We start from the raw sequence: 22,203 nt of genomic DNA on the forward strand, positions 1-22,203 counted from the left end.
TTGTAGCGGGCATAAGGATGGGGTCAACTCAGGCGGCGGACGGTCCCCAGATCGCTTCGTTGAAGGCGTGCAGGACATCGTCCAGATCGCCATCGAATTCCAGGGAAATGCGCTCGAAGCCGCCCTTGTCGGCAAAGACGCCTTGATCGAGCAAGGTCGGATCGGCCACCGGCTTGTCCTTCAGCGCGCGACCAATGCGGCGCAGCCATTCCTTTTGCTTCAGGGTCCAAGGACGTGAGGCCTCGATCTTCAGGATCGCATTGTCCACCCGGGTCGCATAGGGAATCAGCGGATCACCGAGTGCAGCCTGACGGACGAAGCCGATGATATGGGCGGCTATATCGGCATTGCGGGCTCTGCCATAAGCCGCGCGCAGCATGGCTTCGGAGTAGTTCCTCTCATCCAGCAGGCCGGCCAGTTCCGACAGCTCCTTGCGGGTCAGATCGCGCGGGCGTTGCGTAACGGCAATCAACGCTGGGACCTGGTTCATGTTCTCGCGCACGAAACGTTCGAAGCCGGTGATGTAATCCTCCGGCGTGGTGTTTTTGCCGAAGATTTCCTCGATGCGCAGCAGCTCATCCTCATGGGTGGAGATCACCACGCCGTCACTACCGTCGCCAGTGTTCGCCGGACGGCGCTCCAGAAGTTCGAGCACGCGCGGATGGGCTTTCAGCCAGTACTGCAACTCGGGACCGGAGCGGGTGGCAAGTCGCTGCACCGCCATTTCCGGCGTCTCGCCCGTATGACGCTCAAAACTTTCGCGGGTTTCGGCATCCATACGTTTTGCCATTGCGCGCATGCGGACAATCACCTGGCCGGCGACCCAGCTCTTGTCCTCGTCCGTTTCCGCCGTGTCGAGATCGGTGACGAGCTGGCCGAGCGAGACGTCCGGCTTGATCACTACTGGGCGCATATCCGTCATCTCCTGCAGCTCGGCATAAAGATCGACGGCATCGAAGATGCGGAAATGCTCCTTGCCGATCTCCGGGCAGAGCCGCGTGGCGCGGCCGATCATCTGGTCGTAAAGGATACGGCTCTTGACCCTTCGAACAAAGACGAGATTGCAGATTGAGGGCACGTCGATACCCGTCGTCAACAGATCGACGGTGACGACGTATTTCGGATAGGGATCATTCTTGAACTTCAGGATCAGGTCGTCGGGCTTGTCGACATTGCCGGTGATCTTCGTCACCATGTTGTGCGGAACAGCACCCTTGCCGTGTTCCTCCTGCAGTTCCTCAATCAGCAGGCGGACGATATCATCGGCATGGGCATCGCGGGCGGCGAAGATCAGCGTCTTGCCCGGCTTGCCAGATGGGATCTCGGTTGCGATCGCCCGGCAGACGATGCGGTTGAAGGACTCCGAATAGACCCGCTTGTTGAAATCGGCGACATCGTAGTCGAGCGGAACGTCATCCGGCAGTTCAAAGAGATCGATCTGGCCCGTCTTCCGGTCGACAATCTCGACCTCCTCGCCACCCTCGAAATGAATGCCGGCCTCTGAGAGGGCCGTGGTGATGCGTTTCGGCGGAAGGTGATCGTTGAGATAGCCTTCAACGACCGCCTGGCGATAGCCATAATGGAAGACCGGATGGCCGAAAATCTCGCGGGTGTGGAGCGCGGGCGTCGCGGTGAGCGCCACCCTCACAGCGTCGAAATAGTCGAGGATCTGGCGATAGGCCGACTGGTAGTCATCAAGATTCCGGAAGCCGATCTCACTTTCGCGCAGTTCCGCATCCAGCGTGTAGCCGCGATGGGCCTCGTCGACGATGATGCAGTCAAAGGTGCCGGGCGTCGGGCGCTTGGCTGGGTCCGGCTCGTTGAGGATGCGGGCGATCAGCGACTGGACGGTCGCGACCTGCACCTGATCTTCGTCTTCTGGGACCTTCTTCTCCAGCCCCGCGACCTTGTAGATCTGGGCGAAGTTCAGCATGCCCTCGATCTCGGTCGTTTCCAGAGCGTCGTTCGTCTGTTTGCCAAGGGCTTTGCGGTCGACAAGGAAGAGGATGCGGCGGAACCGCTTGTGCTTCAGCAGGCGGTACATTAGCGCGATACTAGTACGCGTCTTGCCCGTACCGGTCGCCATCGAGACGAGTATCTCGCGCTGGCCCGCGACGATCGCATCCTCGACCGCAGCGATCGCCTCTTCCTGATAGGGGCGCATCTTGCCCTTGCCGAAGCTTTCCTCGGCCAAGCCTTGGGCGGCTGCGTCGAGATCGGTCTCCAGAATGTCGAGCAGATCTTTTGGCGAAAACCAAGCCGTGAGCGGCCTCGGATGATTTGTGTCACGGCGCAGGTCGCAGAACCAAATGCCGGACTTGGTCTGCCACTGGCGGACGAAAGGGCGGCCATTGGTGGCGAAGACGAAGGGTAGGCGGAAAGGATCCGCCAGCCCATGCTTCCACGGTCCATCAGGATGGCGATGCTCCGGTGGCAGTTCGATAGTCCGGGCATAACGTTCCGCCTGGTGCAGCGTTGACGGCACATCCACGCTCTCGCGCTTTGCCTCAATGACACCGACGCAGGTAAGCCCGATGAAAAGGGCATAATCGGCTCGTCCACCCTCTGACGGCCATTCGGCAATTGCGAGGCTCCGCCCTTCCTCCGGCCGCGCGCCCTTCTGATGGACGAGTGTGCCGCTGTCGGCCTCCCAACCGGCATCGACAAGCTGCACGTCGATGAGGCGCCGGGTTTGTCTTTCATCGAGTTCTAGGCGGCTGGCGGCCTGCAGGCCGGCGTATTTGAATTCCATTTGCAGCTGTTGCGGCTGCGCCTCCGCCTGTTTCTGTAGTTCCCCTAGATTCCGAGCGATATCGGCCTGGTTAGTTTCGAGCTCGAGGGCCGTTTTCGCCGAGACAGCACTTTCCTCGGCCCTCTGACGGGCGAGCTCGTCGGCGGCGGCTCGTGCCTTGGCCAGTTCGTCGGCTGAGGCGTGCGCTGCGGCGAGCTTTGTCTCGGCTTCCTGTACCTGGCGCCGGAGGACATCGAGTTCAGACTGCGTGGCCTGATCCACGCCTTGCGGCGATCTGGGCGGCACGAACGGGCCTGGCTTGAAATTCGGGTCGCGGCCATAGGTCCGCCGATACCAGACACCGAGCGCGCGGCAGAATTTCAGAGCAGAGAGCGCCTCAGCGGATGAGCCGCCAAAGTCGTGGTTGGCTTTGTTGCCTGCCTTGCGCACCGCATGAAAGATATCGGCCACCTCGCGAGGCAGTACTTGCTGAGTTGCGAGGCGACGAAGAAGGTCATGTGTCGTTTCGCGGCCGGCGGCATTATAAACGCCGGACAGCGCCGCAATTTCCTTGACCATGTATTCGCCGAACTGACGGCTCTTGATCAGCGAGGTGTTTGCGTCTTCCGAAAAGAAGCGCTCTGCCAGTACACCGAGACGGTGGAGCTCGTTGCTAATCTCCCGCAGATGATCAAAATTAGCCGACAACTACTCTACCCAATGCCCCGATCCCCGCCTGGCATAGACATGCCACACGTTTTGAGTGCGGGCAAACATCTCCTACAAATTGATGAGCGGAATTTATTTCCGATGCATTAAAGACGTTTTGAGAGCAGAGAACCTAAAGAAATACGAGAAAATGCGATCTCGCGTCTTACGCGCGCTCCGCAAACAGCCGAACGCCAGTCTAACCCGCAAGCTTCCCCGCGAGCGCATCCGAAAAGGCCCGATTGACCTTAGGCGACGCCGCATCGCTCGTGAGCCATGCCTGGATGAGATGCCCATATCGGGCGCGCCGCCGCCCGTCTTCGTCGGCGCCCAGCCGGGGTCGACGGCCAATCCCAGCAAATCGGCGCTCGCCGGCAAATTGTCTGGACAAGGGCGATAAAGCGAATAGAGATTTCAGTACAATCTGTGGTCACGCCCGGGGCAAATTTTGAGCGATATCAAACTCTTTCATTTCGGCGGCGCGCAGGTGAGCGAACTGCCCGGCAGCGCCATGCAGGTCGAGAAATCTCTGCAGGTTCTGTTCGAGGCCAATCTTGAGGCGTTGCTCGGCATCCGCTTCCTGGCGACCGAGCATTCGACCGGGCACGTGCACGGCGGAAGGATCGATACGCTCGGCCTGGACGAGGACAACTCGCCGGTCATCATCGAATACAAGCGATCGGTGAACGAGAACGTTATCAACCAGGGCCTGTTCTACCTCGACTGGCTGCTTGATCACCGCAAGGAATTCCAATGGCTGGTTATGGAACGCCTCGGCCAGGACGTGGCGAATGCCGTTGACTGGTCAGCTCCGCGACTGCTCTGCATCGCCGGCGATTTCACCCGCTATGACGAGCACGCCGTTAAGCAGATCGCCAGAAACATCGAGCTTATTCGTTACCGGCGGTTCGGCGAAGATCTGTTGATGTTGGAACTGGTGCATGTGCCGAAGACCAGTAAACTCACTGGCCCTAAGGTGATAACTGAGGTCAAAAGCCTAGGCTCCCTGCAGCCCACAGCTGAGGCCGGTCAGGAAAGCGACCCCTATCTCAGTCAAAGGATGAGCTACCGGCTATCGCAATCGTCAGCAGACCTTCGAGATATCTATGACGCAGTTCACCAGTTTCTGATCGCGCTCGGGGATGATGTGCAGGTAAAGGAATTGAAGCTCTACACAGCATTTAAGCGGCTGAAGAACTTCGTCTGCATGGAGATCTATCCCCAGGCGCGGACTGTGACGCTTTTCCTAAAGCTCGATCCAACTACCTTGGCAATTGAAAAGGGCTTTACGCGCGACGTAAGCGATGTTGGGCACTTTGGTACGGGTGATCTGCAGGTAACGCTAAAGTCGATGGCGGATTTTGAGAAAGCACAGCCTTTACTGGTTCGGGCTTACGAGGGTGGGTGATCAGGGGAGCGCCACAACTACATCTGTCGTCGGTTTTGACTCAGCGTGGACCGACAATCCTAAGGCGCCAGGTGCAATCTGTGTCGTTCGACTCGATTCGCAAGGTGCGCGGTTGCACGTTGCGCCGAGGTTGGCGTCATTCAGCGAAGCGGCAGCGATTATAAGGACCGAAAGGTCTGAGGTCGGCAAATGTCTCGTCGCGCTCGATCAGCCAACAATCGTTCCGAACCTCAGTGGCTCGCGTCCGGTCGACAAAGTCGCGGGGGCGCTCATCTCCTGGGTAGGTGGCGGTGTTCAGCCAGCCAACCGATCGAAGCTTGGCATGTTTGATGATGCCGCACCCATCTGGCGGTTCAAACAGGCAATCGGCGCCATCGAGGATCCAGAGGCCGCACGGACCGCATCGTCAGGGCTCTTTCTAATTGAAGTATTCCCCGCTCTAGCACTGGTTGTTATGGAGAGCGCTTACTGCCAACGTCATGGGGCGCCAAAATACAATCCCGCCAATCGGAAAATGTTTAACTTAGATCACTGGCATTCCGTGGCGGAGACGATCCGGACATTCGGATCGCTCAGGGCTTTGGAGCAGCTAGAACTCTGGTGTTCGAGTGTATCGACTAACCTGATGCCGAGGAAAGCCGATCAGGACAAGGTTGACGCAATGATCTGTGGCCTCATCGGCTTGCATTGGCTGGTGGCACCACGCGATCAATCTGTCATGATTGGTGATCTGGACAACGGCTACATGATCGCCCCGGCAGTAAACGGCATCCATGAGCGGCTGGTTACTGCTGCAAGGAAAAGGAATGTGCCGATTAGATAGTGCGCTCCTGGCATGGCGCCGTGCCATGCCTGCGGACCCCGTTCTTGCGCCTCACCGGCCATCTGCGAACAGCCGGACGCCCGTCAACTCCGCAAGCTTCTCCACCAGCGTATCCTGAAATCCAGCGTCACCAACCTCCGCCGCTGCCTCCCGCTGCTGCCGATGATACCAATACCCACCGCTGACTTTTGCAGCTCCCGCATTGCTCGTCGCAAGCCACGTCTGCGTAAGATGCCCCATCTCCAGGTCATCGGGCGCGCCGCCGCCGCCCATCTTTGTCGGCACCCAGCCGGGATCCACCGCATTGCTGAAAACATCCAGCCAATGGCGGGCGATGGCGGCGGCGAGGGTGGCGATGTAGAGCTTGCTTTCCGAATAGGCCTGGCTGGCGTTCCACGGCCGCTTCTTCCAGTCGATATCGTCAAGGGCGCTGCTGCCGCTGCGGTGCATGCCACTGCTGAGATAGATGAGGCGATCGGGGCGCGTGATCCACGCGGTGAGCAGATAGGGGGCAAGCACATTCACCGCCAGCGTCTTTGCGTGACCATCAGGCGTTTCGCCCCGGCTCCGCTCGAGGTAGATGCCGGCATTGTGGATGACGGCGTCCATGCGGCCGATGGCGTTGACCTGTTCGGCAATCGATCGCGTCTCGGTGGCGCTGGCGAGATCGCCGATGACGATGCCCAGCGCGGCAGCCGAAATCTCGGCGAGGGCGGAGGCGCGCTCCCGGGAGCGGGCATGCAGCACGACGTCATGGCCCTCCTTCATGAGGGTGCGGGCGGCGGCAAGGCCGAGGCCATCGGTGGAACCGGTGATGAAAATGCGGCTCATGGGGTTTCCCTTCGCGGCGGTGGGGTAGGGCAGTCAAGCAGCTTTTGGTTGGTTGCTCAATGCGGGAGTTGGGGTGTGGGTTCCCGCGCTCCGCTATCTCAGGACTGTGATCCACGGCTGTCTCGTTTGTGCGGATGCCTGCCCCTCACCCTAACCCTCTCCCCGTAAAAACGGGGCGAGGGGACGTGCCATGCGAGAGGTTGGCGAGACACGTGGCTCGACCCAGGCAGAGGTGGCGGCAGCCGGATGAGGGGCATTTGGGTCGCGATTTCAGAGGCTTGGCGCGAGGATCCACGTCGCATCCATCAGCAGCGGGCATGGATCCTCGGCTCAAGGCCGAGGATGACGGAGGGTGGGGTGGCGTCCCACCACTAAACCTACGAAATCACCCCATCACCCCCGCCGCCGCTCCGCCCCCGCGGCAATCGTCTGCACCAGCTCATCCACCTCCCGCGCCAGCCGCTCCAGCGGCAGGCCGACGAAGCGGCCTTCGAGGCTGATGCTGACGACGCCGTGCACGGCGCCGAAGAGGGTGCGGGCTCGGATGGCGCGGTCTTCGGGGGGCATGTCCGGTTGCAGTTCGGCCAGCGGTTCGGCGATCACGTCCATCAGGAAGAGGTGCTCGTTAAGATGCCATTGCGGCGTCGGGCTCGATTCCGGCGGGAAGTGCTCGAACAGCGCCTTCCAGAGGTTCCGGTGCTCGACGGCGAAGCTTAAGTAACCCTGCGCTAGGTTGCGCAGCCGGTCGGTCGGCGGCCGGTCTTTGGCCTCGGGCAGGGTGAGCCTCGCCTCCAGCGCCTTCAGCGTGGCGGAATTGACGTGGATGACGAGCTCGGCGAGGTCTGAAAAGACCGTGTAGAGGCCGCCCAGCGCGCAGCCGGCATCCTGGGTGATGTCGCGGGCCCGGAGGTTTGCCAGCCCGTCTTTGGCGATCCGCTCGCGCGCCGCCTCGATCAGTCGGGCCTTCAGGTCTTCGCGTTTTTCTTCTCGCCTACCGGCCATTCACCATTCCACTTCGATTTTTTGAACGTCGTTCAAAATTTATCTTGAACGACGTTCAGGATTCTGGCATAAGTCATCTCGTGAACAACGTTCATAAACCGGAGGAAGGAAATGTTCAAACTGATTTCCATTTTGTTGCGGGGCAGGGCGCATGATGCCGAACAGGCTTTTGCCGACTGCCACGCCGTGCCGCTGCTTTCCCAGCAGATCCGCGATGCCGCCCAATCGATCCAGTCGGCGCGGCGCAGTGTGGCGGTCGCCATCGCCCAGAACGAACAGGAGAAAGGGCAGCATGCAACGATCGTTGCCCGCATCGCCGATCTCGAAATCCGCGCCTCAGCCGCTTTGGCGAAGGGCAATGAGGGCCTGGCCCGCGAGGCGGCCGAAGCGATCGCCTATCTCGAAGCCGAGCGCGATGCGTCCGAGAAGGCGCAGAGCCAGTTCACCAGCGCGATCGACAAGCTGAAGGCGATCGTGCGGGCTTCGGAGGCAAGGCTGCAGGAGCTGCAGCGCGGCGAGCGGCTGGCCCGCGCAACGCAAGAGGCGCAGAAGCTCGATGTCGTCGTCGCCGGTCCGGGCTTTGCGACGCTTGACGATGCCGAAGAGACGCTGGCGCGTCTTCGCCTGCGCCAGAGCCAGAATGAGCTGACGGCCGCCGCCCTGAAGGACATGGAAGGCGCCATCCGCCCGGCCGGCATTATAGAGAAGCTTGCCAATGCCGGCTTCGGCGCGCCGCTGCGCTCATCCGCCGATGATGTGCTGGCGCGGCTGAAGAGCCGCATCACGCCTGCTGCCTGAAATTGCATCCATCCAACCATCCATCCATCGAACCATAGGGACTAAGACAATGAACGACAGTTTCCAGAAACATTCCGCAAGCTGGGTCAGCTTCTCCTACATCTCCTTCGGCTCGGCCGCCTTCATGCTGGCGCTTGGCCTCTACATGATGCCGCTCGATCTCTGGGGGAAAGGCTATCTCGCTATGGGCATTCTGATGCTGGTGCAGACCACGGTGAATATCACCAAGACGCTGCGTGACAACGCCGAATCCGAGAAGCTGATCCGCAAGGTCGAGGATGCCCGCACCGAGAAACTCCTGGTCAAGTTCAATCGTAACGATGAAGATTGATCTTGGTTAACCACAGCGCAGAGTTGTTACCGCATTCAACTTTTGCGTAACAACTCTGTGGCCTTCTCTGCCAGTCGAAAGAGGGACCCGCCGTGCAACACAATCTGATGACCTCCAGGAAATTCGCGCCGCTGTTCTGGACCCAGTTCCTGACCGCCTTCAACGACAATTTCCTCAAGAACACCCTGGTGTTCCTCATTCTCTTCAAGATGTCGGCGAGTGAAGGTGCCGCCCTGGTGACGCTCGCCGGCGTCATCCTCATCGTGCCCTTCCTGCTGCTCTCCGCACTCGGCGGCGAACTTGCCGACAAACACGACAAGGCGAAGATCGCCGAGCTGCTGAAACGCTGCGAGATCGCGGTCGCCGCCCTTGCCGTCGTTGGTCTGGCCTTCTCCTCGATCTTTGTGCTGATGGCAGCACTATTCGGCTTCGGCGTCGTCTCGGCGCTGTTCGGGCCGATCAAATACGGCATCCTGCCCGATCATCTCGAACGCCGCGACCTGCCGAAGGCCAATGCCTGGATCGAGGGCGGCACCTTCATCGCCATCCTCGCCGGCACAATCATCGCCGCCTTCGCCTTCTCAGGCGGCGACAATGTGCTGATCTTCGGCACGATGATGATGGGGCTTTCGGTGCTCTGCTGGCTCGCCAGCCGGATGATCCCGCCCACCGGCTCCAAGGCGCCGGATCTTCAGATCGACCGCAATGTCATCCGCTCCAGCTACACCCTCGTCAAGGAAATCCGCGCCGATAAGCGCCTGTGGCGTTCGGCGCTGATGAACTGCTGGTTCTGGCTGGTCGGCGCCTTCGTTCTTTCCATCCTGCCGACCATGGTCACCGAGCTGCTCGGCGGCTCCGAGCTCGTCGTGCCGGCCTATCTCACCGTCTTTGCCATCGCCGTCGCCGTCGGCTCCGCCATTGCCGCCTGGATGTCTTCCGGCCGCATCGTGCTGCTGCCGGCCCCTGTCGGCACGGCGCTGCTTGGCCTCTTCAGCCTCGATCTCGCCTGGAACCTCTGGGGCCTGGCTTCCACCAGCCATGCGACGACGATCGCCGGTTTTTTCGCTGGCCAGAATACCATCCGCGTCGCCATCGATCTCGCCGGCATGGCGATAGCAGGCGCCTTCATCGCCGTGCCGACCTTCGCCGCGCTGCAGACCTGGGCGCATGAGGACCGCCGCGCCCGCGTCATCGGCGCCGCCAATGTGCTCTCTGCCCTGTTCATCACCGTCGGCCTCGGCCTCGTTGCCGCCGTCCAGGCGCTCGGCGCTTCCATCCCGCAGATCCTCATCGGCCTCGGCATCATCAATTTCGCTGTCGCCTGGCTGATGCTGAAGACGCTGCCGACCAATCCCTTCCGCGATTTCATCTCGATCATGTTCCGCGCCTTTATGCGCCTCGAGGTCGAAGGTCTGGAGAATATCAAGAAAGCCGGCCGCGCGCCGATCATTGCGTTGAACCATGTCAGCCTGCTCGACGGCGCCCTGGCACTTGCCATCACCGAGGAAGAGCCCACCTTTGCCGTCGATTACAAGATCGCCCAGGCCTGGTGGGTGCGGCCGTTCCTGAAGATGTGCAAATTCCTGCCGCTCGACCCGACAAAGCCGATGGCGACGCGTTCGCTGATCAAGGTGGTGCAGGACGGCAACCCGATCGGCATCTTCCCCGAGGGCCGCCTGACGGTGACCGGCACGCTGATGAAGGTTTATGACGGCGCCGCCATGGTCGCCGACAAGACCGGCTCGATGGTCGTGCCTGTGAAGATCGATGGGCTGGAGAAGAGCTATCTCTCCTATCTCGACAACGGCAAGATCCGCCGTCGGCTGTTCCCCAAGGTCAAGGTCACCATTCTCGAGCCGGTGAAGCTGGAAGTGCCGCCAGAGCTGAAAGGCCGCAAGCGCCGCACGGCGGCAGGTGCTGCCCTCTATCAGGTGATGTCGAACCTGCTGTTCCAGACCGCCGATACCTCGTCCACCGTGCTCGATCGCGTCATCCAGGCCGGCCACGAATTCGGCATGAAGAAACTTGCCGTCGAAGATCCGGTCACCGGCCGGCTGACCTATGGCAAGCTGCTCACCGGGGCTGCCGTGCTCGGCGCCAAATTCCGCACGATGTTTCCGGAGAACAACCTCGGCGTCATGCTGCCGAATGCCAATGGTGCGGCCGCCACCCTTCTCGGCGTGATGACGGCGGGCAAGGTGCCGGCGATGCTGAACTTCACCGCTGGTGCCGCCAATATCCTCTCCGCCTGCAAGGCCGCCGAGGTCAAACATGTGCTGACCTCACGCGCCTTCGTCACCCAGGCCAAGCTCGGTGCCGTGATCGCCGAGATGGAAAAGCAGGTGACGATCGTCTGGCTCGATGATCTCAGGGCCGAGATCTCACTCAAGGACAAGATCCTAGGTTATCTCAGGAAGGCGCGGCCGCTGGTCAAACGCCAGCCGGATGATCCGGCCGTCATCCTCTTCACCTCGGGCTCCGAAGGCACGCCGAAGGGCGTGGTGCTGACCCACCGCAACATCCTGTCGAACGCCGCCCAGGCGGCTGCCCGCATCGATTTCCACAGCGGTGACAAGGTATTCAACATCCTGCCGGTGTTCCACTCCTTCGGGCTGACGGCGGGCACCGTGCTGCCGCTGATCTCGGGCGTGCCGGTTTATTTCTATCCGTCGCCGCTGCATTATCGCATCGTGCCGGAGCTGATCTATGCCTCCAACGCCACGATCATCTTCGGCACCGATACCTTCCTCAACGGTTATTCCAGGACGGCGCATCCCTACGATTTCCGCTCGATCCGCTATATCTTCTCCGGCGCCGAGCCGGTGAAGGCCGCAACCCGCCAGACCTATATGGAAAAATTCGGCCTGCGCATCCTCGAAGGTTACGGCGTCACCGAGACGGCGCCGGTCATTTCGATCAACACGCCGATGTACAACAAGTCGGGCACGGTCGGCAAAATCCTGCCGGGCATGGAATGGAAGCTCGAACCGGTGCCCGGCATCGAAGAGGGCGGCCGGCTGCATGTGCGCGGCGCCAATGTCATGGCCGGCTACCTGCGTGCCGAAAAGCCCGGCGTGCTCGAGCCGCTCGTCGACGGCTGGCACGACACCGGCGACATCGTCACCATCGACGAGGACGGCTTCGTCAAGATCCGCGGCCGGGCCAAACGCTTCGCCAAGATCGGCGGCGAAATGATCTCGCTCGCCGCCGTCGAGACGCTCGCCGCCGAGCTCTGGCCGGGCGCCCTCTCGGTCGTCTCCTCGCTGCCCGACGCCAAGAAGGGCGAGCGCCTGGTGCTCCTGACCGACGCCCCCACCGCCACCCGCGCCGAATTCCTCGCCTTCGCCAAATCCAAGGGCGCCATGGACATGATGGTGCCGGCCGAGGTCACTATCGGCAAGGTGCCGGTGCTGGGTTCCGGCAAGGTCGATTTCGTCGCGGCGCGCAAGCTGGCGGAGAGTGTGGCGCAGGGGGAACAGGCGGCGTGAGCGGGGTCACTTCCTTGCAGGGTTGCCCCTCACCCTAACCCTCATATGCGCTAGGTTTAGCCCTGGACATAAGGAATCTGGTTGTGATTCAAGCTTTGGATGAAGATTCGTCCTGAGGTTTTGGATCATTGGCCGGAAGTGCGCGAGCGGCTTCCGGCGGGTTTTGACTTGGAAGCAACGGCGCGGTTGCGCGGTGCTTTTACGCGGGTGCGGGAAATCAAGAATGCCGAGACGCTGTTGCGGCTGGCACTTGCCTATGGCGGCCTTGGCATGTCGCTACGCGAGACCTGTGCATGGGCCGAAGCGGGCGGGATCGCCCGTTTGTCAGACCCATCGCTGCTCGAGCGGCTGTGCAAAGCGGCGCCTTGGCTTGGCGACATCGTGGCCGCGCTGATTGCCGAACAGGCCAAAGTGCCGACGGGGCGCTTTGCGGGATATCGCTTGCGTGTGCTCGATGGAACGTCGATTTGCCATCCAGGCGCTGACCGCACGACATGGCGGTTGCATGTCGGCTACGATCTGGCAACGGCTCAGGTCGATCAGCTTGAGTTGACCGACATCCATGGTGCCGAGAACCTTCAGCGCCTTACCTACGCACCCGGCGATATCGTGCTGGCCGATCGCTACTATGCAAGACCGCGCGACCTGCGGCCGGTGATCGATGCCGGTGCAGACTTCATCGTGCGGACCGGCTGGAACTCGTTGCGCCTGTTGCAGACGAATGGCGAGCCCTTTGATCTGTTTGCCGCACTCGCCGCTCAGCAAGAGCAGGAAGGCGAGGTGCAGGTTCGTGTCCACGAAGGCATGACGGGGACGCCGCCACCACCGCCGCTGGTCCTGCGCCTCATTGTCCGGCGCAAGGATCCGCAACAGGCCCAAGCCGAGCAAGAGCGCCTGCTCAAGGATGCCCGCAAGCGCGGCAAAAAACCCGATCCGCGCAGTCTCGAGGCGGCGAAGTACATTCTGCTGCTGACCTCGCTGCCGACCGCCACCTTCCCGCCGGCCGATATCCTCACCCTCTATCGCTTCCGCTGGCAAATCGAGCTGGCGTTCAAACGGTTCAAGAGCCTGGCCGGCCTCGACAGCTTGCCGGCCAAGAAGCCGGAACTGGCCCGGGCATGGCTCTACGCCAGACTGATCGTCGCCATCATTGCCGAACAGATTGCCGGGCAAGTCCCGGACTCTCCCCCCTCTGGATGTGGCAACCCCACTGGCTAGCCCCCCATTGGCAAGCCCATCGCGCTGGCGTCTCATGAAGATCGCCCTGGCCACCATTTGCGCCGCCATCCGCGGACCACTTCTGTGGCAGGCCGTCTGTAATCTCGTCACGCGAAGTCGTCGCCACCTCTGTGAGCCGCCGCGACGACGCCGAAAACAATGCGACGATCTACACGCTCGCTTAACCTAGCGCATATGACCCTAACCCTCTCCCCGTTCTGACGGGGAGAGGGGACGTGCCCTGCGAGAGGTTGGAGGGGAACGGAGAGGTCGCGGCATGGTCCCTTCGCCCCGCAGGCGGGGAGAAGGTGGCGGCAGCCGGATGAGGGGCTGCCCCCGGCACAAACCAGAAAGCAGCGGCGCGCCGAGACGTCGTCAGCAGCATAACAGGCGGCACTCGGGCCGCCTGTTATGCAATTCAAACAAACCGTCCGTTACTTCTGTTCCGGCGCCAAAAACTCTGCGCAATAGGACGGACCGTCGACGCCGGGGATATCGGCGACGGTGCGGATGTCGCGGATCGTGTAGTCGGAGCTGGTGGCGATTTCGGCCTGGCAGCGCAGATAGGCGGTGCGGGCGGCGGAAATCTGCTTGCCGCGCTTGCCGTCGGCGCCTTCGGCATATTTCGCCGGAATGCGCACGGTCTTGTAGCCGCCGCGCCAGGTATAGACGGTGGTCGAGCCTTGCTCGCTGTCGCTGATCGGCGGGCCGTAGGCGGCAAAGAAGATGCCGGCCGATTTGCCGACCCAGCGGGCCTCGATTGGGTTGCCGGCGGAAGGAATGGTCGTGCATCCGGCAAGCGCAATTGCAAGCCCGGCCGCGGTCATGGTGCGGAAATTCATCGTGTCGTCCCTGATCTCAAGCGCATTGGCTGCGAAGCCGCCGTCGCAGCGGTTTCGCCTGTCCTGTCTGCCCTTTAGCGCGGAACCTGGCAAAAGAAAATTGCTCCTTTGAGACTTCCGTTCGATTTGCGAGAGGTGTGGCTTTTTGCTGCAGCCGCAGCCGTCCGAACCTGTCACAACCCCGTCAAAAATTCCGCCGGCTTTTTGGAATTTGGTGCTTGTGCAACCAGATAGGCTGTTCTATAGAAGCGCCGCTGGTCACGGAGTGTAGCGCAGTCTGGTAGCGCACCACGTTCGGGACGTGGGGGTCGAGTGTTCGAATCACTCCACTCCGACCAGCTAGAAACCCCGCTCCGGCGGGGTTTTTCGTTTGTGCTGATCTCAGCCTTCGTCTCCTCCCCACCGATCAAGTTTCCTAACGGCGGGACTTTGGCGCAGGTGTCGAAGTTCCCCCGGCTCCGTCAGGGCCAGTTTCAACTCCGTAACGGGCGGGATCTTCGCCAATTTCCGCCATGCCTTCGGCGAGAACGGACATGAGCTGTAGACGGCGGTCCGGTCGCATGAACGACAATCCGCGTGCAATTGCGTCACGCCATGACTGACCGCGTTCCCACGCCTCGCAATAGGCCAGCGCAAGATCGGAATGGCGGCGTGTCGCGCCCATCGCTTCGAAAAGATGGGAAGCCTGCTGCACGTCCTTTTCGCGCTTGAGCACGCCATTGTCGTCGTTCTGCCGCCGCGAGGCGACGATCAGCTTGTGAACTGCGTAGCGCTCCGCAGCGGGAACATTGACCGTAATGCCGCTCTTGTGAAGGATCACGGTCCTGATCGGGTTGTAGATGAGGTAATCGAGGAATCTGAGCGGTTCGGCAGAAATTCCCCCAAGGGCGGGCATATCAGCGGGCTTCTGCTGATTGTCGTCGCTGCCCGTATTCGGCGTCAGGAATTCGACCTTGTAGTTCTTCGCGTTTACGAACTGGGTCGAGCGCGTGGGATGGTTGAGATGTGGGACCTCCCGGAATGTCGGGTCCAGCTTTTCAAGAACCTCGCCTATGGGAGGGATGCTGTCGTTGACCGCCGTCGAGATCGAATGGAACTGGGCGAAGTCGGCATCGCTCGTCTGCATAAGCGACGCCGGCAGTCGAACGCCGAGAATGCCGGAATAGGTCTGGAATGCCACGGTTCCGACGAGAACCGCGCACAGACGGAAGAGCCCTGCATTGGCAAGCGCCTCGATGATGTCGCCCGTAAACCTGGGCGGTGCGTTCATGCCGCCTTCTCTCGTAAGAGTGGCCACCATTCGCCGGCGGTTTCGGAGATCATCCTTGATCGCGCCGAAGTCGGTCACTCTTTTCGTAAGCTCCTCGTCATTCTTTGGCCCGACATAAGACCGTTTGACTCCGTCTTGGCCCGGATGATCGAAATACCAGTATTCCTTGCCCTTCACGGGGACGGAGACGAACCGACCCTCCAGCGGGAACTCGGCGACAAAACTTCCGTCCAGCGAACGCTGGCCGAGCTCCGCCAGCATGGTCTGGTACATCAAATCGATCTCGCGGATGGGCACGGATTTTCTCTTGTTATAACTTTCCTATAAAAAGATTATAACACCGCATTCGACCGGCCGAAAGCCCATCCTTCCTCTGGCTATAATGTTTCTGCAGGAAAATTATAACTGAGGCGCGGCTGAACGGGAGCGGTGCATCGGCTCCCTGTGGCGCAGAACGTGCGTGTGACATCATCGCCAAACCCTGCCGCGTCCTGACCGCCCTCGCGCCTTGCGCGCTGTGGATCAAAAAGGAGCCCCGCCGAAACGGGGCAATTGGGTAGGGGCGGATCGCACTGCAAGGGGTGGCGTACGGCCCCGTCACGAGGGGGCACCTGCGCGATCCTTGCGACCTAACCCATTGATAGTCTGAAAAGTTCCTGTGCGGTTCCGCACCAAGCGCCCCGCGCCTGAGGGATTGATGTTCCAATAAGAGCACATCTCGATGGAGTAAGCGCCGTCAGGAAAACAAATGGCCTATGAGCCTGATATGGCTATCGTCTTCGATAGCGTGACAAAGGCGGTGATCGTCAGTTTCCGCGGAGCCACGGTCTATCTGCCAGGTCCTATGCTGACCGAAGGGGGCCGTCCCTACCGCCGAAGCGCATTGCCGCCGACTTGGCTGGCGAGATTGATTGCGACATCCATCAACGATCCACAAACGGCAGATATTTATATTGTCAATCGCTCGTCCCTTTCGCAATCAGCGCGCATGCAGAGGTAAAATGTGCTAAGCTCTTTTGGTCGGCAACGAACATCGTTGCCGGTCTATCGTCGCTGATCATCGACAATGTCAGTGGCTTATGTGCTGTTTTGTCATAAACGCACACTTTCGCGGGATCGATAGCCAAATCTTTGGCCGTCCCGTAGCTTTCACGACACCCACAGGCGTTTGGTTTGACATCCAAGCTCCCCACGCGGAGCTACTATGCCCCACTTCGACCAATCGACGGTCGAGAACACTCTGCTGAAATTGTTGAGCGTAGACGGCTTCGCACGCCTCTCGGGAGAGATGGAGCGCGTCGACCTTCCATTGCGGCATGTTCTTGTTGCTAGCGACGTCCCATCCACGCATGTCTGCTTCTTGGAAAGGGGCTTGGGATCTATGGTTGTCGGCAGCACCGACGAAGAAGCGGTGGAGATCGGCCACATCGGGCCCGAAGGCGCATCCGGCATGCACGTCGTCCTGGCGGTAGAGACCACCCCCACGCGCACGTTCATGCAAGTCGCAGGCTCGGGAATTATGGTGCCGATGGAGACGTTTCAGCGCGCGCTGGCCGATGATCCCGAGATGAAGGATTTCTTCCTTCGCTATGTTCACACAACCGTGCTGCAGCTCGCACATTCGGCGCTTGCGAGCGCCCGCTTCAATATGCATGAACGGTTGGCTCGATGGATCCTGATGTGTCACGATCGCCTTGAAGGCAACAACCTGGCAATTACCCATGAATTTCTGGCATTGATGCTTGGTGTCCGGCGTTCGGGTGTCACCAATGAACTACACGTGCTTGAGGGCGTCCAGGCCATCCGGTCGACCCGCGGAAACGTTAGAATAGTGGACAGGGAGAAATTGATCGAAATTGCCGGTGGCTGCTATGGAGTGCCGGAGCGCGAATACGAAAAGGTGCTGGGTCTTCCGCTCCGCGCCAGGTAGATTAGTCCACTCGCTTAACCGCTTCCGAAAAAGGCAACGCGAGCAGGATATCGCCTGGTTCGTTTTGCCTCTCTCCGTCGCGCTCAAGGCAACGGCATCGATAACGCATTCGCCACTGTCCCATGTCATCGCCGGCAATTGTGCGCAACCGCACTGATGGTTGGCCTTCAGAGCTTGATGCACTACGGTTGTCTTATCGCGATCCGGGTGAGCTGTTGCGACGCTCAATGAGGAAGATATGACGGACTTCGATCCCTCACTCCAGCTAGCAGACGTGAGCATGCTTTCGGATGCTGTTCGGACTTGGTACCGGCATAATCGCGCCACGCCAACGGAACAATCGACACAGCTGCTTTGCAGCGCGGCGTTCGACTTCTATAATCAAGGACACAGGACGCGCGAGGAACTGGTCACGCTGCTGATCACGAAGTTTGATTGCCTTCACTCACTTGATGTCAACGCGCCGACGTCCACGTCTCATCACTAGTGAATCGGTCTTCTCCCGGCTTGACCCTAGAGCGCGAAAAGGCGCTCGCGGCCGATGGAACCTGCGGCGCAATGCTGCGATCTCAGCCGCCGACGGTGATTTCACCATCCGCAACACGTTTGACAAATATCTTCAAACCGTCATGCCTCAGTTTCTTCCAACCGCCATCGGAAACCATTGATTTAGCCAGATCGGCAAACCCTGTGGTGAGGTAGGGAACCTGCGATGCCGGTCGTTTGCCGAGCGCTTGAATCAGGCAGTCAGTTCTTGGCGGCGACGAGAACGTGTTTCCTGAACCTTCCATGCGGATCTCCACATGATCTGTGCCGTCTGGAAATCTGATCGTCCCATAGCCGCACTTGGCCGCGGCATTCACTTCGGCCTTGGAGAGATTGTCTTGCAGAACAAATGACAGCTGGCTGAAACTGTTGTCGGTGTAGTCGAACTGACCGAGTATGATGAAGTCCAGCTCGTTCTGCCCCTTCCTGGCACCTTTGATCGTGCCAAAGAAGTTGGAATTCACCTTGGTGTCTTTGCCCGTCTTCATCGCAAGCATTTCGCCCAGCTTGATATAAGTCCTCGGTTTCGACGAAACGTTTTTGGTGCCAGCCGCGGCCTTGCCCGAAGGCAGACTGGCGGTCTCCGGCTTGGCATAGGCGTCAGCGAAGGCTTGCAGTGTCGTGAGGTTGAGCGCTTGGGGAAGCGAACCGCTCTCGAACGTGCGGCAGGAGAGCGCGGCTTGCCGTGTTGCCTTGTCAGGCTTGCCCTCGACATTCCCTGGCTTGCAGCCCAAATGAGCCAGTTGCTGCTGCAACGTCTTGAGCAAAACTGCTTGTTTGGCAGAATAGTCGCTGACACCGCGGGTCACACTGACATTGCGGACATCGATGCCGATACCATCCGGCTGCACCACGTCAAACTGGGACGTATGATGGTCATAGGTCTTCCATTCATTGCCCCAACCCATCATCACCGGGCCGAGAATGAAGTTGAATGATTTTGGGTCGCGGTTTGATTGCGGCTCGCACTCGTTCGATTCCCAGCAATGCGGAGCTTGGTTGGTTGCTTCGCCTTCGGCGGCGTAGATCACCTTGTTGTCGCAGCTTGCCGTAACCCATCCGCTCTCATCGTTTGCCCATCGGATTTTCAGCGAGAATGTCGCCCATTTGCCGAAGTCCTCCGGTTTTTGGCACTGGCGGGCGAGAAAGTTCACGCCGTTGCGCGTGTCGGCTTTCAGCATGTAGATGAAATTGTGGATTGCCGGTCCTTCCCAGGACGCGAGGCGCAAATGGCTGTCCCAGCCATCGGGATAAAAGCCGTTTGCGGAGTTGTTCTGCCAGCCTTTGTAGGCAAAAGTCGGATCGAGCCGGAAATCGAACTTGTATTCGACGCTTTCGCCAACCTTCATGTCTCGCGTATAGCGAATCGTTGAGCGGACGTTGCCATTGCGACAATCATTTTCGCCGCGTCCATCTCCATAGTCGACATGGGAACACTGACGGTCGAATATCTCAAACCGGGTCACGCCGTCCTTGACCTCCGGTCTGACCGATCCGTTGAACTTGTGGCGCTCAAAACCTTTGGGGAGCGGATCGGCAGTCGCTGCTGCGTGGGGCACAAAAACCATAAGCGCGCCAACCGCCAGTCCAACGATGGGATTTTTCAGCATAGCCCCTTCTCCAAATTGGACGCCAACCATATCACGATCTCTTTGGAAGGTCGGGTTTAGATCAGGTTCAGATCGGTGCGTGAGGTGCTGTGCCGGGAGCAGGGGCCGCGGTCAAAGCTGCCAAGCTGCTGTCTTCAACGATGCCGCCGAGCCCGAGCAGGTGCGGCGGGATTGGCCCGGCCAGACGCCGGCGGTCGAGGCTATTGACTCGGAGCCCCGGCGCTCAACAGCGCCCGCACCAATGCCGCCTGGCTGCGGACGCCGGTTTTGTCGAAAATGCGCTGTAGCTGGGTGCGCAACGTGTTGACACTGACCCCGAGCAGATCGGCGGCGGCGGCGAGGTCGTGGCCATCGATGATCAGGCGAGCAAGCCGGGTCTGCGCCGGCGAGAGGCCGAAGACCTCCCGCGCACTGGCGATCCGGCGCACCAGCGTCTCGGCGTCGTCGAAGGAGACCAGCGTCTTGCCGTCCTCGAGCAGAACCCAGCAGTGGAGCGGAATCCCCGCCGCGTCCTCGCCGAGCGCCACCGCCCAGGCCTGCTTCGGCGCGATGTTCAGCGGCCTCTGGCTCTGCAGCTCGCGGAACGCCAGGCGCACCGCCTCGCGGAGTGCCTCGTCGCGTTCGCGCTGCCGGGCACGCAGGCGGCCGGCAGCGGCGACGAGCCCGGGATGGTCATGCATCCGCTCCCGCGCCAGCCGGTTCGTCCAGAGGATCCTTGCATCCGCGTCGACCTCGATCAGCGGGCAGTTCGCCTCCTCGACGCTGCTCTCCATCATCACCATGCAGCCGATCTTCCAGGCGCCGTCGATCCGGTGGAGGATCCGGAGCTGGCGCTTGCGATCCTCGCCGGTGTCGCTGCCGATCTGATCGAAGGTCATCCAGGCCATGTTGCCGTCGACGACGATGTTGACTTTTTCCCAGCGGACACGCTCCGAAAAGGCGTGTTTCTCCGGGAATCGCTCGACGATCTTCTTGATCCGCGCGGCGATCGGGTCCCAGCCTTCGTCCACCCGGACGCCGAGCGAGGCGAAGTATTCCATCCGCCGGGTCTGCGGCGACTGCACCCAGTGGCTTGCCAGCGCCTCGAAGTCGCGCTGCAGCCAGGCCTCGGTTTCGGCGCGGATCACGGCCATGATCGCCGCCCGGTCAGCCTCGCTGTCGTCCATCGCGCGGTCCCCCACAACGGATCGCAGCATAACATGATCGGTCTGTCGGTGCATGGCGGCACCTCATGTGTTGACGACGCCGGCCAGAAACAGCGTCAGGCCGGCGGTCGCGGCAGTCAGCCCGAGTAGCCGAAGCTTCAGGCGCGGCAGGGTGATCTGATTTCGGTAGTATCGGTCCTCGGCCGCGGCGCCCATCGGCGTCGGGCGGCGGCGGTTTGGCATATGCGCGGCGACGAGACTCTGAAGGTCCATTGTGTTGCCTCCCGGTTCGGGCTTCATCTGCCGCATTCTCGCACGCATCCGAGCCCCGCTCTGTCATGCAGGCGGAGGACACCGGGCTCGGCGCCCGGCTGGCGAACAAAGAATCATCTCAACCGGAACGAGTCCCGCGGTGATTCGTTGAGTCGCGTATTTCCAGCGTGAGGGGGATGCATCATGAGCAGGCGACGAAGGTTCAAGCCGGTGAAGATCACCATCAATGGCAAGGTGAGGACGGTCTATAATGTCGTTCAGGCCGGCAACACTTTGCTGAACGACTGGCCCGAGCAGACGCCGGCAGCCAAGGTGGCCGAGCGGCTTGTGCTCGACGTGTTCAACGATGCCGCCGGGCCCGAGCAGGTGCGGCGGGCATTCATTACCGCGGCGAAGGCGAGCGACATCAAGTTCAGCTCCTGAGCGGCGGTGTCGGCGAAAGCCCTGGCTCACTTCCATGACACATGCTCCTGGTATCGCAGATCCCGGGTTTTGAACTGCGTCTCCATCCAGGCGGCCGAGACGATCGCCGCGAGGAAGCCGAAGGTGAGGCAGGCGATGGCCTGGGTCCGCCACGAGACGAAGGTGACCGGTGCCGGGACGACCGGCTTTTTCGCGCATTCACCGGGCGGGCAGGCGCAGCCGGAAAAGGCCTTGATCAGGCAATCGCTCATGCCGCACCGCCTTTCACCGTGTCGATGGCGGCGAGGATCTTCTGGTGAAGGGGGCAGCCGTGATCGTCGCTGCCATCGAAGAAACGTTCGGCCTCCACCAACGCCTTCAGGAGATCGGGTGCCCCGGCGGTGAAGCGGGCGCGGGTCTTTTCGTTTGCTCCGGCCCGTCGGGCGGCAGGAAGGGAAGGGCTCTCGGTCGATGGCTCTGATGCGGGATTGGCGGCAGACATCTCCCTTCTCCTCAGGCGTAAAGCTGATCGATATCGGTGATGCCCATGATCTCGCGGGCATAGCGGTAATGCCCCTCGACGCTGGCGCTCGCACCCCGCAGCCAGGACGGGCCGCGGATCGAATGTTCGGGACGGCGGAGGAACGCAAAGCCGAGGGCGCCCATGCGCTGGGCTTCGTTCGCCATATAGGCGCGGCAGTCGCCCATCGTGCGCGCCGCATACCAGCGGGCGTCCCGCCTGCTTTCCTCGGTCTCGATATTGCGGATGTGCTGCATCGCCTGTCCTCTCGCGCCTCTGGTCGGCCTGTGAGGGAAAGGTATATATCATACCCGATTACGTCAATCG

Annotated in this window: 21 protein-coding genes and 1 tRNA gene; 11 read left to right on the top strand and 11 right to left on the bottom strand. The window is 60.8% G+C overall.

Translation table 11 applies throughout. The features are described 5' to 3' along the window. Positions 1-28 precede the first annotated feature (28 nt). Positions 29-3,439 carry a type I restriction-modification system endonuclease gene (hsdR, locus tag AC25BC_RS03655; RefSeq protein ID WP_128440113.1) on the bottom strand — a complete coding sequence of 1,137 codons (3,411 nt, stop codon included), beginning with the start codon at positions 3,437-3,439 and terminating at the stop codon, positions 29-31. A 448-nt stretch (positions 3,440-3,887) separates the two neighbouring features. Here hsdR and AC25BC_RS03660 point away from each other — a divergent pair, with 448 nt between their 5' ends. Both AC25BC_RS03660 and AC25BC_RS03665 read left to right on the top strand, forming a co-directional pair. Continuing rightward, entirely contained in the window at positions 3,888-4,847 is a 960-nt protein-coding gene (locus tag AC25BC_RS03660; RefSeq protein ID WP_128440114.1) for a DUF5655 domain-containing protein, read from the top strand. After that, positions 4,840-5,670, top strand: coding sequence for a DUF429 domain-containing protein (locus AC25BC_RS03665; RefSeq protein ID WP_128440115.1), 831 nt, complete (start codon positions 4,840-4,842; stop codon positions 5,668-5,670). The genes AC25BC_RS03660 and AC25BC_RS03665 overlap by 8 nt, the downstream gene beginning before the upstream one ends. Positions 5,671-5,721: 51 nt before the next feature. On the opposite strand, the gene AC25BC_RS03670 is transcribed toward AC25BC_RS03665, so the two are convergent. Next, entirely contained in the window at positions 5,722-6,501 is a 780-nt protein-coding gene (locus AC25BC_RS03670) for an SDR family NAD(P)-dependent oxidoreductase (protein WP_128440116.1), read from the bottom strand. Positions 6,502-6,894: 393 nt separating this feature from the next. Further along, positions 6,895-7,503, bottom strand: coding sequence for a TetR/AcrR family transcriptional regulator (locus tag AC25BC_RS03675; protein ID WP_012756399.1), 609 nt, complete (start codon positions 7,501-7,503; stop codon positions 6,895-6,897). A 111-nt stretch (positions 7,504-7,614) separates the two neighbouring features. Here AC25BC_RS03675 and AC25BC_RS03680 point away from each other — a divergent pair, with 111 nt between their 5' ends. The 4 genes from AC25BC_RS03680 to AC25BC_RS03695 all read left to right on the top strand — a co-directional run bounded on the left by AC25BC_RS03680 (position 7,615) and on the right by AC25BC_RS03695 (position 13,338). Further along, positions 7,615-8,301 (top strand): PspA/IM30 family protein, encoded by a 687-nt coding sequence (locus AC25BC_RS03680; RefSeq protein WP_128440117.1) that lies wholly within the window; start codon positions 7,615-7,617, stop codon positions 8,299-8,301. A gap of 49 nt (positions 8,302-8,350) precedes the next feature. After that, positions 8,351-8,632, top strand: a complete 282-nt coding sequence (locus AC25BC_RS03685) for a YiaA/YiaB family inner membrane protein (RefSeq protein WP_003546080.1) — start codon at positions 8,351-8,353, stop codon at positions 8,630-8,632. A 92-nt stretch (positions 8,633-8,724) separates the two neighbouring features. Next, positions 8,725-12,120, top strand: coding sequence for an acyl-[ACP]--phospholipid O-acyltransferase (locus tag AC25BC_RS03690; RefSeq protein WP_128440118.1), 3,396 nt, complete (start codon positions 8,725-8,727; stop codon positions 12,118-12,120). A gap of 99 nt (positions 12,121-12,219) precedes the next feature. Next, positions 12,220-13,338, top strand: a complete 1,119-nt coding sequence (locus AC25BC_RS03695) for an IS4 family transposase (protein ID WP_012755893.1) — start codon at positions 12,220-12,222, stop codon at positions 13,336-13,338. Between the two features lie 434 nt (positions 13,339-13,772). On the opposite strand, the gene AC25BC_RS03700 is transcribed toward AC25BC_RS03695, so the two are convergent. Then, complete coding sequence (locus tag AC25BC_RS03700) at positions 13,773-14,180, bottom strand: hypothetical protein (protein WP_487778557.1); 408 nt, start codon at positions 14,178-14,180, stop codon at positions 13,773-13,775. A gap of 261 nt (positions 14,181-14,441) precedes the next feature. On the opposite strand from AC25BC_RS03700, the gene AC25BC_RS03705 reads away from it, so the two are divergent. Further along, positions 14,442-14,518 (top strand) — tRNA-Pro (locus AC25BC_RS03705). 77 nt (positions 14,519-14,595) lie between these two features. Here AC25BC_RS03705 and AC25BC_RS03710 read toward each other — a convergent pair. Further along, positions 14,596-15,741 (bottom strand): nucleotidyltransferase family protein, encoded by a 1,146-nt coding sequence (locus AC25BC_RS03710; RefSeq protein ID WP_487778558.1) that lies wholly within the window; start codon positions 15,739-15,741, stop codon positions 14,596-14,598. A gap of 457 nt (positions 15,742-16,198) precedes the next feature. Between AC25BC_RS03710 and AC25BC_RS03715 the strand changes: the two genes are divergently transcribed. From AC25BC_RS03715 to AC25BC_RS03725, 3 genes are all read left to right on the top strand, one after another. Then, positions 16,199-16,450 (top strand): hypothetical protein, encoded by a 252-nt coding sequence (locus AC25BC_RS03715; RefSeq protein WP_221975281.1) that lies wholly within the window; start codon positions 16,199-16,201, stop codon positions 16,448-16,450. Positions 16,451-16,654: 204 nt separating this feature from the next. Further along, positions 16,655-17,380, top strand: a complete 726-nt coding sequence (locus AC25BC_RS03720; RefSeq protein WP_113548536.1) for a Crp/Fnr family transcriptional regulator — start codon at positions 16,655-16,657, stop codon at positions 17,378-17,380. A gap of 238 nt (positions 17,381-17,618) precedes the next feature. Beyond that, positions 17,619-17,867 (top strand): hypothetical protein, encoded by a 249-nt coding sequence (locus AC25BC_RS03725; RefSeq protein ID WP_017993236.1) that lies wholly within the window; start codon positions 17,619-17,621, stop codon positions 17,865-17,867. Positions 17,868-17,949: 82 nt separating this feature from the next. On the opposite strand, the gene AC25BC_RS03730 is transcribed toward AC25BC_RS03725, so the two are convergent. The 3 genes from AC25BC_RS03730 to AC25BC_RS03740 all read right to left on the bottom strand — a co-directional run bounded on the left by AC25BC_RS03730 (position 17,950) and on the right by AC25BC_RS03740 (position 20,954). Next, positions 17,950-19,536 carry a hypothetical protein gene (locus tag AC25BC_RS03730; RefSeq protein ID WP_487778536.1) on the bottom strand — a complete coding sequence of 529 codons (1,587 nt, stop codon included), beginning with the start codon at positions 19,534-19,536 and terminating at the stop codon, positions 17,950-17,952. Positions 19,537-19,736: 200 nt separating this feature from the next. Beyond that, positions 19,737-20,756 carry a LuxR family transcriptional regulator gene (locus AC25BC_RS03735; RefSeq protein WP_487778537.1) on the bottom strand — a complete coding sequence of 340 codons (1,020 nt, stop codon included), beginning with the start codon at positions 20,754-20,756 and terminating at the stop codon, positions 19,737-19,739. A 9-nt stretch (positions 20,757-20,765) separates the two neighbouring features. Further along, a complete protein-coding gene (locus tag AC25BC_RS03740) occupies positions 20,766-20,954 on the bottom strand; it encodes a hypothetical protein (protein ID WP_442167575.1) in 189 nt (62 codons plus the stop codon). A gap of 183 nt (positions 20,955-21,137) precedes the next feature. On the opposite strand from AC25BC_RS03740, the gene AC25BC_RS03745 reads away from it, so the two are divergent. Continuing rightward, positions 21,138-21,377, top strand: coding sequence for a DUF982 domain-containing protein (locus AC25BC_RS03745; RefSeq protein ID WP_012756410.1), 240 nt, complete (start codon positions 21,138-21,140; stop codon positions 21,375-21,377). A gap of 26 nt (positions 21,378-21,403) precedes the next feature. Here AC25BC_RS03745 and AC25BC_RS03750 read toward each other — a convergent pair whose 3' ends face one another. The 3 genes from AC25BC_RS03750 to AC25BC_RS03760 are packed head-to-tail and all read right to left on the bottom strand — an operon-like array spanning position 21,404 to position 22,133. Further along, positions 21,404-21,628: a hypothetical protein gene (locus AC25BC_RS03750; protein WP_017993240.1), complete on the bottom strand. Its 225-nt coding sequence runs from the start codon at positions 21,626-21,628 to the stop codon at positions 21,404-21,406. Next, entirely contained in the window at positions 21,625-21,858 is a 234-nt protein-coding gene (locus AC25BC_RS03755) for a hypothetical protein (RefSeq protein WP_487778538.1), read from the bottom strand. Before AC25BC_RS03755 ends, AC25BC_RS03750 begins: the two co-directional genes overlap by 4 nt. An 11-nt stretch (positions 21,859-21,869) precedes the next feature. After that, positions 21,870-22,133: a hypothetical protein gene (locus AC25BC_RS03760; RefSeq protein WP_487778539.1), complete on the bottom strand. Its 264-nt coding sequence runs from the start codon at positions 22,131-22,133 to the stop codon at positions 21,870-21,872. Positions 22,134-22,203 lie beyond the last annotated feature (70 nt).

It is taken from the genome of Rhizobium sp. WSM409 (assembly GCF_057653825.1).

Excerpts from the sequence above, each read along its gene's own strand:
- AC25BC_RS03670 (WP_128440116.1), bottom strand. The coding sequence starts at position 6,501 with ATGAGCCGCATTTTCATCACCGGTTCCACCGATGGCCTCGGCCTTGCC.
- AC25BC_RS03675 (WP_012756399.1), bottom strand. The coding sequence starts at position 7,503 with ATGGCCGGTAGGCGAGAAGAAAAACGCGAAGACCTGAAGGCCCGACTG.
- AC25BC_RS03680 (WP_128440117.1), top strand. The coding sequence starts at position 7,615 with ATGTTCAAACTGATTTCCATTTTGTTGCGGGGCAGGGCGCATGATGCC.
- AC25BC_RS03685 (WP_003546080.1), top strand. The coding sequence starts at position 8,351 with ATGAACGACAGTTTCCAGAAACATTCCGCAAGCTGGGTCAGCTTCTCC.
- AC25BC_RS03695 (WP_012755893.1), top strand. The coding sequence starts at position 12,220 with ATGAAGATTCGTCCTGAGGTTTTGGATCATTGGCCGGAAGTGCGCGAG.
- AC25BC_RS03700 (WP_487778557.1), bottom strand. The coding sequence starts at position 14,180 with ATGAATTTCCGCACCATGACCGCGGCCGGGCTTGCAATTGCGCTTGCC.
- AC25BC_RS03715 (WP_221975281.1), top strand. The coding sequence starts at position 16,199 with ATGGCCTATGAGCCTGATATGGCTATCGTCTTCGATAGCGTGACAAAG.
- AC25BC_RS03720 (WP_113548536.1), top strand. The coding sequence starts at position 16,655 with ATGCCCCACTTCGACCAATCGACGGTCGAGAACACTCTGCTGAAATTG.
- AC25BC_RS03725 (WP_017993236.1), top strand. The coding sequence starts at position 17,619 with ATGACGGACTTCGATCCCTCACTCCAGCTAGCAGACGTGAGCATGCTT.
- AC25BC_RS03730 (WP_487778536.1), bottom strand. The coding sequence starts at position 19,536 with ATGCTGAAAAATCCCATCGTTGGACTGGCGGTTGGCGCGCTTATGGTT.
- AC25BC_RS03735 (WP_487778537.1), bottom strand. The coding sequence starts at position 20,756 with ATGCACCGACAGACCGATCATGTTATGCTGCGATCCGTTGTGGGGGAC.
- AC25BC_RS03740 (WP_442167575.1), bottom strand. The coding sequence starts at position 20,954 with ATGGACCTTCAGAGTCTCGTCGCCGCGCATATGCCAAACCGCCGCCGC.
- AC25BC_RS03745 (WP_012756410.1), top strand. The coding sequence starts at position 21,138 with ATGAGCAGGCGACGAAGGTTCAAGCCGGTGAAGATCACCATCAATGGC.
- AC25BC_RS03750 (WP_017993240.1), bottom strand. The coding sequence starts at position 21,628 with ATGAGCGATTGCCTGATCAAGGCCTTTTCCGGCTGCGCCTGCCCGCCC.
- AC25BC_RS03755 (WP_487778538.1), bottom strand. The coding sequence starts at position 21,858 with ATGTCTGCCGCCAATCCCGCATCAGAGCCATCGACCGAGAGCCCTTCC.
- AC25BC_RS03760 (WP_487778539.1), bottom strand. The coding sequence starts at position 22,133 with ATGCAGCACATCCGCAATATCGAGACCGAGGAAAGCAGGCGGGACGCC.